Origin of the sequence: Geothrix sp. PMB-07 (assembly GCF_030758935.1) — a bacterium.
Lineage (GTDB): Bacteria > Acidobacteriota > Holophagae > Holophagales > Holophagaceae > Geothrix.
Window position 1 is genome coordinate 862,817 of sequence record NZ_CP132333.1, and the last position, 14,524, is coordinate 877,340.

At 67.1% G+C, this 14,524-nt stretch carries 14 protein-coding genes; 2 read left to right on the top strand and 12 right to left on the bottom strand.

Annotation, left to right across the window (positions count from 1 at the left end; translation table 11 throughout):
- Positions 1-3: 3 nt before the first annotated feature.
- On the bottom strand, positions 4-1,536 hold the full coding sequence (locus tag Q9293_RS03765; protein ID WP_306250177.1) for a sigma 54-interacting transcriptional regulator: 1,533 nt from the start codon (positions 1,534-1,536) through the stop codon (positions 4-6).
- Between the two features lie 116 nt (positions 1,537-1,652).
- On the opposite strand from Q9293_RS03765, the gene Q9293_RS03770 reads away from it, so the two are divergent.
- On the top strand, positions 1,653-4,184 hold the full coding sequence (locus Q9293_RS03770; protein WP_306250180.1) for a serine/threonine-protein kinase: 2,532 nt from the start codon (positions 1,653-1,655) through the stop codon (positions 4,182-4,184).
- 3 nt (positions 4,185-4,187) lie between these two features.
- On the opposite strand, the gene Q9293_RS03775 is transcribed toward Q9293_RS03770, so the two are convergent.
- Complete coding sequence (locus tag Q9293_RS03775; RefSeq protein ID WP_306250182.1) at positions 4,188-4,946, bottom strand: lysophospholipid acyltransferase family protein; 759 nt, start codon at positions 4,944-4,946, stop codon at positions 4,188-4,190.
- 47 nt (positions 4,947-4,993) lie between these two features.
- Between Q9293_RS03775 and Q9293_RS03780 the strand changes: the two genes are divergently transcribed.
- Positions 4,994-5,212 carry a hypothetical protein gene (locus Q9293_RS03780; protein WP_306250184.1) on the top strand — a complete coding sequence of 73 codons (219 nt, stop codon included), beginning with the start codon at positions 4,994-4,996 and terminating at the stop codon, positions 5,210-5,212.
- Between the two features lie 159 nt (positions 5,213-5,371).
- Here the strand turns inward: Q9293_RS03780 and ric are convergent, their stop codons facing one another.
- The 10 genes from ric to Q9293_RS03830 all read right to left on the bottom strand — a co-directional run bounded on the left by ric (position 5,372) and on the right by Q9293_RS03830 (position 14,524).
- The gene (ric, locus tag Q9293_RS03785; RefSeq protein ID WP_306250185.1) at positions 5,372-6,082 is read right to left on the bottom strand and encodes an iron-sulfur cluster repair di-iron protein; all 711 of its coding nucleotides are present in this window, start codon (positions 6,080-6,082) and stop codon (positions 5,372-5,374) included.
- 135 nt (positions 6,083-6,217) lie between these two features.
- Positions 6,218-6,442 carry a membrane protein insertion efficiency factor YidD gene (gene yidD / locus Q9293_RS03790; RefSeq protein ID WP_372342191.1) on the bottom strand — a complete coding sequence of 75 codons (225 nt, stop codon included), beginning with the start codon at positions 6,440-6,442 and terminating at the stop codon, positions 6,218-6,220.
- 73 nt (positions 6,443-6,515) lie between these two features.
- On the bottom strand, positions 6,516-7,622 hold the full coding sequence (gene ispG / locus Q9293_RS03795) for a flavodoxin-dependent (E)-4-hydroxy-3-methylbut-2-enyl-diphosphate synthase (protein ID WP_306250190.1): 1,107 nt from the start codon (positions 7,620-7,622) through the stop codon (positions 6,516-6,518).
- A gap of 33 nt (positions 7,623-7,655) precedes the next feature.
- The gene (locus tag Q9293_RS03800; protein WP_306250193.1) at positions 7,656-8,369 is read right to left on the bottom strand and encodes a response regulator transcription factor; all 714 of its coding nucleotides are present in this window, start codon (positions 8,367-8,369) and stop codon (positions 7,656-7,658) included.
- Positions 8,370-8,428: 59 nt separating this feature from the next.
- Complete coding sequence (locus tag Q9293_RS03805) at positions 8,429-9,715, bottom strand: flagellar hook protein FlgE (protein ID WP_306250195.1); 1,287 nt, start codon at positions 9,713-9,715, stop codon at positions 8,429-8,431.
- A 21-nt stretch (positions 9,716-9,736) separates the two neighbouring features.
- A complete protein-coding gene (locus Q9293_RS03810) occupies positions 9,737-10,402 on the bottom strand; it encodes a flagellar hook assembly protein FlgD (RefSeq protein WP_306250197.1) in 666 nt (221 codons plus the stop codon).
- A 40-nt stretch (positions 10,403-10,442) separates the two neighbouring features.
- Entirely contained in the window at positions 10,443-11,984 is a 1,542-nt protein-coding gene (locus Q9293_RS03815) for a flagellar hook-length control protein FliK (RefSeq protein ID WP_306250200.1), read from the bottom strand.
- 177 nt (positions 11,985-12,161) lie between these two features.
- Positions 12,162-12,707, bottom strand: coding sequence for a hypothetical protein (locus Q9293_RS03820; RefSeq protein WP_306250202.1), 546 nt, complete (start codon positions 12,705-12,707; stop codon positions 12,162-12,164).
- 15 nt (positions 12,708-12,722) lie between these two features.
- Positions 12,723-13,172 (bottom strand): flagellar export protein FliJ, encoded by a 450-nt coding sequence (gene fliJ, locus Q9293_RS03825; RefSeq protein WP_306250204.1) that lies wholly within the window; start codon positions 13,170-13,172, stop codon positions 12,723-12,725.
- Positions 13,172-14,524 (bottom strand): FliI/YscN family ATPase, encoded by a 1,353-nt coding sequence (locus Q9293_RS03830; RefSeq protein ID WP_306250206.1) that lies wholly within the window; start codon positions 14,522-14,524, stop codon positions 13,172-13,174. The genes fliJ and Q9293_RS03830 overlap by 1 nt, the downstream gene beginning before the upstream one ends.

Genomic DNA, 14,524 nt, shown 5'->3' on the forward strand with positions numbered 1-14,524 from the left:
CTATCACGCTTCGCGGAAGTCCCTGGGCCGCAGCCCCAGCTTTTCCAGACGCGACAACAGGGTGGATGGGGCCAGGCCCGCCAGGGCGGCGGCTCCGTCGGCGCCGGCGATCTTGCCGCGGGTGTGGCGCAGCAGGCGCTCCAGGTAAGTCTGCTCCTGGGCCTCCCAGGTGGGGGGCTTGCTGGCGCGCTCACCGCGGGCGGGGAGCGCGCCGGGGGGCAGGCGCAGCTCGCGTCCCGCCGAGAGGATGGCGGCCCGCTCCAGCACGTTGTGCAGTTCGCGCACGTTGCCGGGCCAGGTATAGCCCTCCAGCTGGGCGCGTACCGCATCGGGCAGCTGGATGGGGGCGCGACGATTCTCCCGGGCGAAGCGGTCGAGAAAGCCTTCGGCCAGAGCGGCGATGTCGTCGGGCCGTTCCCGCAGGGGTGGCAGGTGGATGGGGAAGACGCTCAGACGGTAGAAGAGGTCCTCACGAAAGCGCCCCTCCGCCACGGCGGCACGCAGATCTGTGTGGGTGGCAGCCACCAGGCGCACATCCACCTTGCGGGATTTTTCGCTGCCCAGGGGATCGATCTCCTTCTCCTGGATGGCCCGCAGGAGCTTGGGTTGCAGGTCCAGGGGGAGGTCGCCGATCTCGTCGAGGAACAGCGTGCCGCCATCGGCCAGCTCGAACCTGCCCTTGCGGGCCGTGGCCGCCCCGCTGAATGCCCCCTTCACATGGCCGAAGAGTTCGGATTCGATGAGTGTGGCGGGCAGGGCGCTGCAGTTCACTTTGATGAAGGGCTTCTCACGCCGGGGCGAGAGGTGGTGCAGGGTCTGGGCCACCTTCTCCTTGCCCGTGCCGGTCTCGCCCGTGACAAGCACCGTGGCGGTGGTGGAAGCCACCTGCCGCAGCTGGTCGAGGATGCCGCGCATGGCGGGGCTTTCAGCGCGCAGCGGCTCCTGCAGGACATCCCGCCGCTGGGCTTCACGGAAATAGCTCACTTCCTCCGCGAGGCTGCGCTCCCGCTCCGCCAGCCGCGCCAGATGCTCGGCCTGCTTGAGGCCCAGGGCCAGGAGGGAGGCGAAGACGCCGACATGATGAAGCACACTGTCGGGGTACTGGCGGCACACCATGGCATCCAGCGTCATGAGGCCGAAGGTCTCACCCTGGCTGCGCAGCGGCGCCACCAGGCAACTGTGCCCGTGGGGCATCTCCAGCAGGCCATGGAAGGTATCCTCGCCGGGATCGTCCTCCTCGAAGGTGGCGGGGCGGGAGCGGGCCTTGAGCGCGTTCTGCAGACGCAGGTTGCCCCGCACCGGGATGAGCGCCTCGGAAAGCTGGGGCGTGGCCAGGGGGCCCATGGCGTGGGCCACGCGCAGGCCATCACCCTCGCGCAGCAGCACCGTGGCCAGGTCGTAGGGCACCAGCTGCCCCAGGCGCTCGAAGGCGTGGGCCACCATGCGATCCGGCTCCTCACCCAGGGTGAGCAGCGCACCGGCTTCCTCCACCAGGCGGGCCCCGGTCAACGCGGCATCGAGATCCGGAATGGGCACAACCACCTCTGGCCTGATTCTCGATATTTCGAGAGAGAGGTCAAGAACTTACCCTCAGTCAAACAGTTCCCTCAACCCAAAGGTATACTCGCCTATCTCTGTCTAGAAGGATGCGCTTGAACCAGGATCCCTCCCACTTCGGTTCCTACCGGTTGCTCTCCCGTCTGGGTGAGGGGGCCATGGGCGAAGTCTGGCGGGCCCTGGACCTGCGTCTCGAGCGCGAAGTGGCCATCAAGATCCTGAAGGATGCCGACGATCTGCGCCGCAAGGCGCTCATCGGCGAGGCCAAGCTGGCCTGCCAGCTGAACCACCCCAACATCGCCCACATCTACGACGCGGGCGAAGTGGATGGCACCCCCTTCATCGCCATGGAGTTGGTGGAGGGTCGCACCTTGCGGGCCCTGGTGGGCCAGCCCCTGGAGGGCGAAGCGCTGCTCGATCTGGCTCGCCAGGCGGCTTCGGCCCTTTCCCACGCCCACCAGAAGGGCATCGTCCACCGCGATATCAAGCCCGAGAACCTGCTGCTGACCGACGAGGGGCAGCTGAAGATCCTGGATTTCGGCATCGCCCGGCGGGGCGTGGAGGATTTGCCCTCGGGGGCCACCTCCCACCACATGACCCTGGTGGAGCGCACGGCGCCGGGCTACAGCCAGGGCACCCCCGCCTACATGAGCCCCGAGCAGGCCAACGGCCAGGCGCTCACGGGCCAATCCGATCAGTTCAGCCTGGGCGTGGTGCTCTACGAACTGGCCACGGCGGTGCATCCCTTCCTGCGGGGCAGCCTCGTGGACACGCTCTACGCCGTGACGCGGGATGAACCCCGGCCGCTGTCCGAAGCCCGGCCCGATCTGCCGCGCACGGTGCAGGACGCCATCCACCGCCTCATGGCCAAGGCGCCCAAGGATCGCTTCCCCAACCTGCAGGCCCTGGCGGCTGGCCTTTCCGAAAACGTGGCCACGGCCATGGTTTCGCATCTGAGTCGACCGGTGCCCACCCTGCGCCGAAAAGGGCGGCGCTGGCTGCTGCCCGCTGTGGGCGCCACCCTCGTCGTGGGGGCCGCCGCCGGTCTGTGGCTGTGGCGCCGCTCGGACGGCACGGGACTGGGTGAAGCGCGTCGCGCCTCCCGGGAGGATTTCACCAAGGGCCGCCGCGTGGTGGCAGTGCTGCCCCTGGAGCAGATGCAGCCTGATTCAGAACACGCTTGGCTGAGCAACAGTTTCGCCGACGCCATGGCCTTTGGCCTGGTGCGGCGCGAGGACATGGCCGTGGTGGATCGCCTTCGCGTGGTGGAGGCCATGCATCAGTTGGGTGACACGCCGGGCCAGGCGCCCAAGGCCGTGGGGGAACTGGGCCGCCAGCTCAAGGCCGAGTTGCTGGTGCTGGGCAGTTATCAAGTGGTTGGCGGTCAGCTGCGCATGGGCGTGCGCGTGCTCGACGCAGTGCGCGGCGCGACCCTGCACCAATTCCAGCTGGATCGCCCTGTGGCAGACCTGCTGAAGCTCGAGGACGAACTGCAGCAACGACTGCCCCAGGAGATGGGACTGGGCAGCGATCCGGGTTCCCTGCGTTCCCAGGCCAAGCTGCCGCGCACGCGGGAGCTCTACACCAAGGCGCTGCAGGTCATCACCGATGGCAACCAGGATTCGATCCGCCTGGCCAATTCCCTGTTGGCCACGGCCATCGAGGGCGAACCGGACTATGCCCCGGCTCGCGCCGAGTATGCCTGGACCCTGGCCGAACTGGGCGCCACCACGGCCCTCAGCCAGGGCCGCTATGACGAGGCCCAGACCCTGCTGCGTCAGGGCAAGCAGGCGGCGGAACAGGCCATCGCCCTGGATCCCAGCGCCTCCCAGGCCTACCGGGCCCTGGCTTCCATCCAGCTCCGCATGGGCGATCTGGAAGGCTCCAGCCGGGCTGCGTTGCAGGCCGTGCGCCTTGATCCCGCGGACCACAAGGCCTACGACGTGCTGGCGGATGTGTTCGCCGGGCTCGAAGGTGACGACAACCATCAGGCGGCGCGCCGCTACTTCGAGAAGTCCCTGGCCCTGTTCCCGGAGGGCTGGCAGGCCCATCACCGTCTGGGTGTCTTCCTCCAGAACGAAGGGGAACTGCCCCTGGCCTTGCAGCACGCGGACCGTGCCTTGGCGCTGAGACCTGCGGCCGAGTACGCCTACGTGACCGCCGCAGATGCGCTGCTGTGGATGGGTCGCAGCCAGGAGGCCGAATTACGGCTGCGCGCGGGCCTGCGCGAAATCCCCGGTTCCAACGTGCTGCGCAGCCTCATGGCCTATACGGCCTGGGATCGGAGCGACCGGGCCTCTGCGGAAAGCTACCTGCGGGAACTGGAAGGCGTGTGGCCGCCAGACCACTCGAACACCGTGCTGATGACGGGGTTGAAGCAGGCCTTGGCGGGAGATCGCGCCGGAGCCAAGGCCACCTTCGAGGCCTATCGGCAGAAGCTGGCCGCCATCGACCTTTCCCAGCGCAAGCACAACGAACGGCGGGTGATTTCCGTGAACCTCTACTTCATGGCCCGCGTGGTGGCCCGGCTGGGCGATCGGGCCGCCGCCCAGGCCCTGGTGGAATTGGCGGACCGCTTCCACCCCGGCAAGCTCAAGGTCGCCCAGCAGGACCCGGTGTTCCATTAGCCTCTAAGCGTGTGCTGGGGCGCTGCTTCGGGCCTCGGTCACCAGGGCTTCGATGCGGGCCCGCACTTCCTTCATGAGGGCTTCCCGGTCGCCGTATTCGGAAGGGTGCACCGGTGCGCCCATCCGCAGCTGGTAGCGGCCGGGGCGGATTCGCATGCTGCCCGGGGGAAGCACCTGATGGCCACCGAGGGTGGCCATGGGCACGATGGGTACTCCGGCATCCAGGGCCAGGGCGAAACCGCCCTTCTTGAAGGGCAGCATGGTGCCCGTGCGACTGCGGGTGCCCTCGGGAAAGATCACCACGTTCTTGCCGCCGCGGATCTGCTGGGCGGCGTCGTGGATGCTGCGGATGGCCCGCTCCCGGTCACCGCGGTCGATGAAGATCACGCCCGCAGCCCAGCCGGCCCAGCCGATGAAGGGCACGTATTTCAGTTCTTTTTTGGCGATGTAAACCGCGGGCACGGGCAGGGCGGCCACGAGCATGGGCGGGTCCAGCTGGCTTTCATGGTTCGACATGAAGATGACGGATTGGCGGCCCTGGCGGATGTCCTCCGGCAACTGCTCCCAACCCTGCAGTGTGAATGGCACGCGGCAGAACCACGCAAGGCCCCGGGCGAACAGGGGGCCGACGGTGAAAAAGGCCCGGCGCCGCCCGAGGAAGGGAACGGCCAGGAGAATGGCGACCACGGTCAGGGGTACGGTGGCCAGGGCCCAGGCCGCCATCACTGCACCACCGAATCCTGTATCCCGCCAGCTGGCCACGCCGCCTCCTCCGTGCTATCTAAAACTAGCAGTTATGGAGGTCTCCCGTGGGCATCACCGAGCAGATCCTGGCCGACCACGCCGCGCGCAAAGATGCGGAGGGCATCACTTGGTTCACCGCCGATGACCTCAAGCGTCTGGGCATCCAGGACCGTCTGTTCACCATCATGCAGACCGTGCAGCACACCTTGCGTCTGAGGAAGGCACACCAGGTGGTCGAGAGCCATGGCTGCACCGACCGCTGGAGTCTGCAGGACGTGCACTGACACCGTTCTCCCTCAATCGTAAAGGAGCCACCACGGAGACACGGAGCATGGGCCAATGGCCTGCCCATGACGGAGAAGCACGGAGGTCTCCGTGCCACATCGGTGGGCTCAGTGCCTCCGTGATGGATCAGTCTCCTTGATGGCAGTTTGAAAGGAAAGTCAGCTCTGGCGGGCCGCTTCCATGGCGGTTGCGCGCGGATGGAGCACCTGGTTCTCCAGGAAGATGTGGAGGTGGAGATCCGCCTCCAGTTCCTTCAACCCTTCGTAGAGCGCACGGAAAGTGGCGCAGCCATCCGCGGGAACGGTGTAATCGCTGGTGCGGACCCGCAGCTTGACCAGCAGCCCGCCGACGATCTCGTGCTCGGATTCCATGACACGGATGGGGCTCTGCACGGTGCCGAAGCAGGCCTGGGCCGGGGCGCCGGATTCCATGGAGCGGATGAAGGGGAAGAGGATCTGCTCCTCCTTGAGCAGGTGCGGCATGAGGTCCATGGAGAGCTCCTGGAAGAGGTCGAACACCTCGTCCAGCTCGGGATGGTTTTCGCTGTGGGCGCCCAGCACCTTCTCCAGCAGCAGCTCCAGCCGTGGCAATTCGGAACGCAGGTAGGCGTGGTGGGTGGCCTCAATGTGGGCCATGAGCTCAGTCAGGGAAGCCTCTGCCCAGTTCCGGGCCGGGGCCGCGCTGGAATCGCCCAAGGTCGCCAGACCCGCGAGCACCTCGGCGGGGGAACGTCCGGCCACCTCGCAGGCCTCGCGCAGGGAGCGGTGCCCGCCGCAGCAGTAATCCACGCCCTGGCCTTCCAGGTACCGCATGGTTTCAGGGTGGGCCAGCACCAGCGCGCCAACCTTGGTGTCGAGATTGAGGGTCATGGTGCCTCCGCGGGAATGGCTCCCTGCCTCCACGATGGGGGGCCTGGGCAGTGCATGGGGTCACATATACGACTAAAAAGGTCTGATTTTCTTTAAATGTTCAAACCGGTCATTCACACCCTTGCGCAACAAGGTCTACGGCACGGGGTCGATACCGCCCCGGGTGAAGGGAGAGCAGCGCAGCAGACGCCAACTGGTGAGCAGGCCGCCGCGGAGGGTGCCGTATTTCTGGATGCAGCCCAAGCCGTAGTGGCTGCAGGTGGGGGTGAACTTGCACTGGGTGGGCAGGTGGCTCGACAGCGTGGCTTGGTAGGCGCGGATGGCGCCGCGGCACAGCCAGGCCGTGGGCTGGAAGCGCACGGGCAGGAAGGCCTCCAAAGCGAGGGCGAGCCCCAGGGCCGCGAAGGGGTGGGCCAGCAGCCAGTCCACGGACTTAGACCTTGGCCGCATCCGCCTCGGCCTTGACCTTGCGCGCCTCTTCCAGGAAAGCGGGCACGAGGTCTTCCTCTTTTACCTTCCGGATGAGTTCGCCCTTGCGGTAGATGAGTCCCTCACCGGCGCCGCCCGCCACGCCCAGATCAGCATCCTTGGCTTCGCCGGGGCCGTTCACGACACAGCCCATGACCGCGTAGGTGATGTTCTCGTGGTTGATCTGCTTCAGGCCTTCCTCGATCTCGTTGGCGACGCGGTTGAGGTCGATCTGCACCCGGCCGCAGCTGGGGCAGCTCACCATGCGGAAGCCGCCGCTCCGCAGGGCCAGGGAGCGCAGCATCTCGTGGCCCACGCGGCATTCATCCTCGCCCTCGCCCGTGAGGGACACGCGGATGGTATCGCCCAGGCCCTCCGCCAGCAGAATGCCCATGCCCACGCTGGACCGGATGGTGCCGCCGAAGGGCGTGCCCGCCTCGGTGATGCCCAGGTGAAAGGGATAGTCCACCTGCTTCGCAAGCAGCCGGTAGGCCTGCACGGTGCGAATGACGTCGCTGGCCTTGAGGCTGATCTTGATGTCGTGGAAACCCTCGCGCTCCAGCACCTCGATGTGGCGCAGGGCGCTCTCCACCATGGCTTCGGGCGTGGCGGTGCCGAACTTCTCCAGCAGGTCCTTCTCCAGGCTGCCGCCGTTCACGCCGATTCGGATGGGGATGCCCTTGGACCCGGCCTTGTCCACCACGGCCTTCACGCGATCCTGGCCACCGATGTTGCCGGGATTGATGCGCAGGCAGGCCGCACCGCCATCGGCGGCCACCAGGGCCAGCCGGTAGTCGAAGTGGATGTCGGCCACCACGGGGATGGGGCTGCGGTCGCAGATCTCATGGAAGACTTCGCCAGCCTTCTTGGTGGGCACGCTCACCCGCACGATCTCGCAGCCCGCGTTGGCATAGCCGTAGATCTGGTTGACGGTGGCTTCCACATCCCGCGTATCCGTCTTGGTCATGCTCTGGACGCTGATGGGGGCATCGCCGCCCACAGGCACCTTGCCCACCATGATCTGGCGGGTCTTCCGGCGGGGGCTGAGGGGCTGGGGTTCCTGCTCGGACATGGGGCCTCGGTCAAAGGCTCCAGTGTAATCCTGTCAGGACCGGGACGCGTCCTGCGCCGTTTCGGGGCGGCTGCTCTGGGCCAGATCCAAGATGTGGCCATCGGCGTACGGCTTGGTCACATAGGTGTGAAGGTTCTGGATCTGCCGCAGAATCTGGGCGGTCTGCTGAAGGAAAGCGCCCAGCTGATCCAGCTGCTCCTGGGAGGCCGGGGCATTCTGCTTGGCCAGCTGATCCGCGAGGATCTGCGCCGCCGCCAACGGCTGGGCCAGGGCATGGGCGGCGCCGCCAGCCACCTCGATGAGGGCCTGCTGCCGCTCGTGGGCCATGAGGGCTTCGTTCTGCCGCGAGAGGCGCACCATCATGCGCAGCTTGGCAAGGAGTTCCGGAAACGAGTAGGGCTTGGTCAGGTAGTCCATGCCGCCGGCTTCGAGGCCCTGGGTCACCCAGCCTTCGCCCACGCGCATGGCGCTGAGGAAGATGACCGGGGTGTGAGTGTTGAGCCCCTTCTGGCGAAGGTGCCGGCAGACTTCGATGCCATCCATCTCCGGCAGGCTGACATCCAGCAGGATGCCTTTAAAGGCCTCTCTCTCGCAGAAGGCCAGGGCCTCCGCCGCCGTCTCTACGCAGGTCAGGGCGAAGGGCTGGCGCTTCAACTCCAAAGTGAGGACGCGAAGGTTGTCCCGCTGATCGTCCACCACGAGAATGCGGCCGGGGTGGTCCAGGGTGGGCAGAAAGGGGAGGGACATGGCGGCAGTGTACGCTGAACGCGGCCCCGGGGGGCCGCGCATCAGAAAGCCTGGATGGATCAGCGCTTGAGGTTCAATGTTTCCTGAAGCAGCTCATCCGTGGTGGTGACGATCTTGGAATTGGCCTGGTAGCCGCGCTGACTGAGGATGAGCTTGGTGAACTCCCCGGCCACGTCGACATTGGCCAGTTCGAGGTTGGCGCCCAGGACGCCGCCGCGGCCGCCCTGGTTGGCCAGGCCGAAGGTGGGCGAGCCCGAGGCGAGGCTCTGGCCCCAGTGGTTGTTGCCGGTCTGCACCAGGCCGTTGACATTGTTGAAGGTGGAAATGGCCACCTGGGCCAGGGCGATGACTTGACCGTTGGTGAAGGTGCCGCTGATGACGCCGTTCTGATCCACCGTGAGGTCGCGCAGGGTGCCAGCGCCGTAGCCATCCTGGAAGCTGCTGCTGGTGCTGCTGGCGGCGCTGTACTGGGTGATGTTGGCGCTGCCATCGGTGTTGATCAGGGCGAAGTTGATACTGCTGGCCGCGGAGCCGTTGCCCCAGGCGATGTTCAGGGTGGGATCCGCCCCGGCGGTCGCCCCGAGTCCATTGACGTCTTGGAGGGCGCCGGAGGCGGAAAAAGTAAGGGTGCCAGTCGCGGGGCCAGCGGGATTCGCACCCGTGATGGTGGCGCCCGCGGGCCCGGTGACCGCGTAGGACCAGGTGTTGGTGCCGGTCTTGGTGTAGGTCACGGTGAGCGTCTGGGTGTTGCCTTGGCTGTCGTAGACCTGGATGGGCGTGGTGAGGCTGGAGGTCGCGCCGTTGGCAGCGGAGGCGTTCAGGTTGACGCCGGTGCGGATGGTGCGGGTGGCGAAGGCGCTGGCGGTGGTGCCGGCATCGATGGCGATGGGGGCCAGAGCCGCCGAAGTATTCACCACGCCGGTGGCGGGATTGCGGGTCCAGCCCATGACGTTGGAGCCATCACTGGCCACCAGGAAGCCGCCGTTGTTCCGGGTGAAGTTGCCGGCGCGGGAGAAGACCTGGCGGCCGTCCGTGGTCTGCAGGGTGAAGAAGCCGTTGCCCTGGATGGCCATGTCCAGTGCGTTGCCCGTGCTCTGGAAGGAGGACTGGGAGAAGTCCTGGCTCACGCTGTTCACCTGGACGCCCAGGCCGAACTGGATGGGGTTGCCGTTGCCCTGCGTGGACACGCCGCCGAGGCTGGTGCTGAAAATGTCCCGGAAGGTGGTGGACGAACCCTTGAAGCCCACGGTGTTGATGTTCGACAGGTTGTTGCCGATCACGTTCAGGGCGTTGGCGTTGGTGGACAGGCCTGAGAGGCCGGAATAGAAAGCGGAATAAAGGCTCATGGTGGCTCCAGGAGAAGGGGATCAGGCGGAGATTTCGAGGACGTCGGCCAGGGAGAAGATGCTGTTTCCCGAGGCCAGGTAGATGCCGCCGTCCTTGAAGGTCACGGCGTCCACTTTCATGGTCAGGCTCGTCTGCACGTCCACTGGCTTTCCATCGTCACCGGTGGCCACCACCGTGGCGGCGTAGGTGCCATCCGGCAGGGGGGTGCCATTGATGTCGCGGCCATCCCAGTTCACGGTGTTCATCCCGCGGTTCATGTGGCCTTGCGGCAGCTTGGCCACCACGTTGCCCTTGGCATCCTTGAGGGTGATGGTGACGTCGGCCCCCGCACCCAGGCCCAGGTTCATGCTGGCGGCGCCGGATTTCAGATTGAAGGCCGAGCCGTTCACCTTCACGTTCTTGCCCACCATGGACGCGGTCTGCGCCTGGAAGAGGCCCGAGGTCTGGGTCTGGAGGCCCTGCAACAGCGTGTTGGTCTGCTGCGCCTGCTCCAGGCTGGAGAAGCTGGTGAGCTGCTGGACCATGGCGTTGGGATCCTGGCCGGAGGAGGTGGGATCCTGGTTCTTCAGTTGGGCCACGAGCAGCTGGAGGAAGCCATCCTTGTCGATGGTGTTCTTGGCAGTGGTTTTGGTGGTGCTGGTGGCCGATGCGGCGCTGGTGGCGGTGCTGATCATTCCGGTTTCCATGGGGACCTCCAGGGGCTGGTGAGAACAGGAAGCGTGCCGATCATGCGTAAAGCTCGACGTGGTGCGGGTTCAGGATGGATGCGGCCGCTGCGGCGGGTGCTTCTTGCCGGGCGGGTGCGACGTCGGCCAGGGCCGGGCCCCGGAAGGTGGGCGCCGAAGGCGCTTCCTGGAACGGGCGGTGCCCTTGATGCAGATCGAAACTGCCGAGCTGGAGCCCCTGCTCCTTCAGGGACTGCTCCAGGTGGGAGCGGCCTTCCTGGACGGCCTGGACGGAAGCGGGTTCGGTGACCCAGAGCCGGGCATGAACTTCTCCGCCTTCCACCTTGAGATGGATGGTGACCTGGCCCAGCGAGTCCGGGTGGAGCTGCAACTGGGCCTCCTGGGCGCCGGTCTTGAGCATCCAGCGGACACCCCCTTCCACCTGGGCCACGGGTGGCGCGGGCGGAGCCGACGGCGCCGCGGGCGCCGATGTCACCGGGGCGGCCTCGGCGGGCTTGGCCAAGGTGTTGACCGCGGCCAGTGCCGAACCATCGCCGGACGAGATCACGGGGGATGATGTCAGGGCCTTGGTGCCTGCCAGCAGCGATTCGGCCGAAGCCGGGTTGGCTTCCAGGGCGGAAGGCGCGGCTGCCTCGGCGGGATGGCTTGTCTTCGAGCCCTCCCGCTCTGTGGGGGACGCCGCGGGTGGCATCACGGCCTTGGCGGGCAAGCCCTCCGCCGTTTTGGAAATGACGGGAGTATCCGAGGCCTTGACGGCCTTTTCAGGCAGGATCCCGGAGGCCTTGGGAGATTCCTTGGCAGCCAGGCCCTCCACTCGGTTGGGTTCCTTGGGGGTGGGTTTGGATTCGGCAAGAGCTGCCTGGATTGCGGCGGTGGTTTCAGGGCGGAAGGTCTCTGGCGGCGCCTGGGGTTTGGCTGGGCTTGGGGTCGCCGAGTCGGTGGTCTGGATGTTGATTTGGGGAGCGGCCTTGGAGGGTCCCGGAGGCGGAAGGCTGGTGGTGGGAACCGGGGCATTCTCTTTCGCCAAGGCCGCCGTGGGGGCCGTCTGCGGCGCGGCAGGCTGAGCTGGCTTTGAGCCCGTGGCTTCAAGTTTCAACGCATCTGGGGCCTGTGCCGAAGCCGCCTTGGGCATCGGAGATGGGGCCTCAGCCTTTCCCTTGGGCAACGCCGCGGCCAGGGCCTGTTCCAGCGCAGCCTTGGCGGCCGCATCGGCCGCTTCAGGTTTGGCGGGAGCGGCCTCGGTTTGGGGCGCAGGGGCGGCCTCCTTGGGACGCTCCTCGCCCTCTGGCTTGGCAGTCCTGGCCTCGGTTTTGGCCTCGGTCTTGGCAGGCTTGTCTGCGGAAGTGGTTGCAGACGGTGTCGCAGGCCCCTGAGCGGGTTCCTCCACCCGGGCGGTCTTCTCGGGTTGGGCGGGCTTTTCCGCCGGAGGGTCCGGAGGCTTGGGAGGAGCTGCCGCCTGGCTGAGATGGGCCATCAGCCCCGCGAACTGGCCATCCGAGCCATCCGGCGTTTTGGGGTCGGGCCGTTCAGGCCGGGGGCGGTCTGGCAGGGCCATCACGGCAGAGGGGCTGGCAGCGGCCATGGGAACCTCGGTTCCGGATCATCCGGACGGGTGACCACCGCGAGGACCGTGCCGCATTTCATTGGGCAGAAAGGTGTCGATGCTGTCCGGGGGGCACAGCCCCCGAGACCCCCGGGCCGCGCGGCCGGGGTGAACCCGGCCTTACGGCCTGGAGAAACCCTTCAGGATTTGGCGTTGTCAGGCTGCTGGATCTTTGGGTTTGCTGGTGCCCACACGCTCCGAGAGGCGCCCGGCGAGTTTGGCGTCCAGCGGGGCCAGCTGGTCCATGAGCTTGGCGGCCTTCTTGGGGGTCATGCCCGCCAGCAAGGCCACGGCCACTTCCATGTTCTGGCCGGCGAGTTCCTTCATGGCCTGGGCGCCAGCGGTGGGATCCATGGATTCATAGGTGCGGATGATCTGGGGGTCGATGGCGGGGCGGACCTTCAGGTTCTCAAGCTTGGTCAGAGCTTCCTGGACGGCCTTCTCGCGGGTGGCCAGGTCGCCGCGGTCCTTGTCGAGGGTGACCTGAAGGGTGGTAAGGCGCTGTTCCAGCTGGCGGAGGTCCGCCTCCTTCTGTGCCAGGGCCTTTTCCCGGGTCTGGAGCTGGGTGGCCAGCTCGGCAACCTTCACCCCTTCGGCTGCCGGAGACTTGCCGTCGCCTTTGGGCTCCTGGGCGGACAGCCAGAGCACACCCGCGGACAGGGCGATGGGGGCCGAGATCCAAAGCAAGTAGCGGGGATTCATGGGGGACTCCTGTGTCTAGGCGCTTTCCCGGTGGTAGCGAAGGATGGCGAGTTCATCCATGGCCAGGGCTTCGCGGAGCTGCTGCTCCTGGGCGTGCTGCAGGGCACGGCGCTCCTTGAGGCGGACCAGCATCAGGTGGTTCCGGTGGGCCAGGGCCAGGCTTTCCCGCGCGGCGGCCAGTTCGGCCGAGGCCGTCCGCAGCCGTTCGTAACCTTCCACCTGGCGCCGTTCCAGCACCACCAGATAGCGTTCGCCGGCCCGCCACAGATCGAGATTGAGGGCCTCGCCCATGGCCAGCCGCCGCGATTCAAAAAGGGCGGTGCGCTCGGCGCTGAGTGCCTCCAGGTAGGTTCGAGCCGCCTGCTCGGCCTGGATGCTCCGTGCCAGATGCCGCTCGGCTTCCCGTTCCAGGGCCTCCCGCAGCTTGCGCAGCGGTTCGAGGCGGAAGTGGAAGCGGGCGGCCATCAGGCGCCTGCCTTCAGGAAGGGCGCCAGGTCGATGCCGAAGATCTGGCCCATGGCCAGCATGGCCGCGTGATGGCTGGAGCCCTCAGCGGTGGCCTGGCGCAGGAAGGCCTGGATGGCGGGCTGGAACTGGATGGCCTGGTCGATGGCGGTGCTGGAGCCCTTGGTGTAGGCGCCGATCTGGATGAGGTCCTCCGCATCCTGGTAGGTGGCCATGAGATCCCGCAGCTTGCTGGCCAGCTGCTTTTGTTCCGGCGGGGCCAGAGCGCTGAAGAGGCGGGAGAGGCTGGGCAGCACATCGATGGCGGGGAAGTGGTTTTTCGAGGCCAGCTTGCGGGAGAGGATGACGTGGCCATCCAGGATGCCGCGCACGGCGTCGCTGATGGGCTCGTTCATGTCGTCACCCTCCACCAGCACGGTGTAGATGCCGGTGATGGAACCCAGACCCTCGAAGGTGCCGGCCCGCTCCATCAGGCGCGGGAGCAGGGCGAACACGGAGGGCGTATAGCCGCGCGAGCTGGGCGGCTCCCCGGCGCTGAGGCCCACCTCGCGCTGGGCCATGGCGAAGCGGGTGACGCTGTCCATCATCAGCAGCACGTCCTTGCCCTGGCGCATGAAGTATTCGGCCACGGTGGTGCCGGCCATGGCGCAACGCAGGCGCAGCAGGGGGCTCTGGTCGCTGGTCGATACCACCACCACGCTGCGCTTGAGGCCCTCTTCGCCCAGATCGTTCTCGATGAACTCGCGCAGCTCGCGGCCGCGCTCGCCCACGAGGGTGATCACGTTCACTTCGGCCGAGGTGTTGCGCGCGACCATGCCCAGCAGGGTGGACTTACCCACGCCGGAGCCGGAGAAGATGCCCACGCGCTGGCCTTTCCCGAGGGTGAGCAGGCCATCCACGGCGCGCACGCCGGTGGAGAGCACCTGGTTGATGCGCTTGCGCTGCATGGGGTTGGGCGGCGGTCCCTGCAGGGGCAGGTGGGCCGTGGCTTCGATGGGAGGCCCGCCATCCAGCGGGCGGCCCAGGGGATCGATGACGCGGCCGAGCAGCTCCTCGGCGAGGGGCAGCTCCGACTGGTGGCCGGTGCCCTCCACCCAGAGCCCGGGCCGGATGCCTTCGGTCTCCTCGATGGGCATGAGCAGCACCCGCTGGCCGGTGAAGCCCACCACTTCGGCGTGGATGAGGCGGGGCCGACCTGCGGCATCGGAGCTGTGGATGAGCATCTGTTCGCCCACGGAGCAGTCGGGTCCGCTGGACTCCACCACCAGGCCCACCACCTTGGTCACGCGGCCCATCCAGTCGCCCTTGGGCAGTCCGCGCAGGCGGGCCGCGAGGACCGCAGGATCGACCAT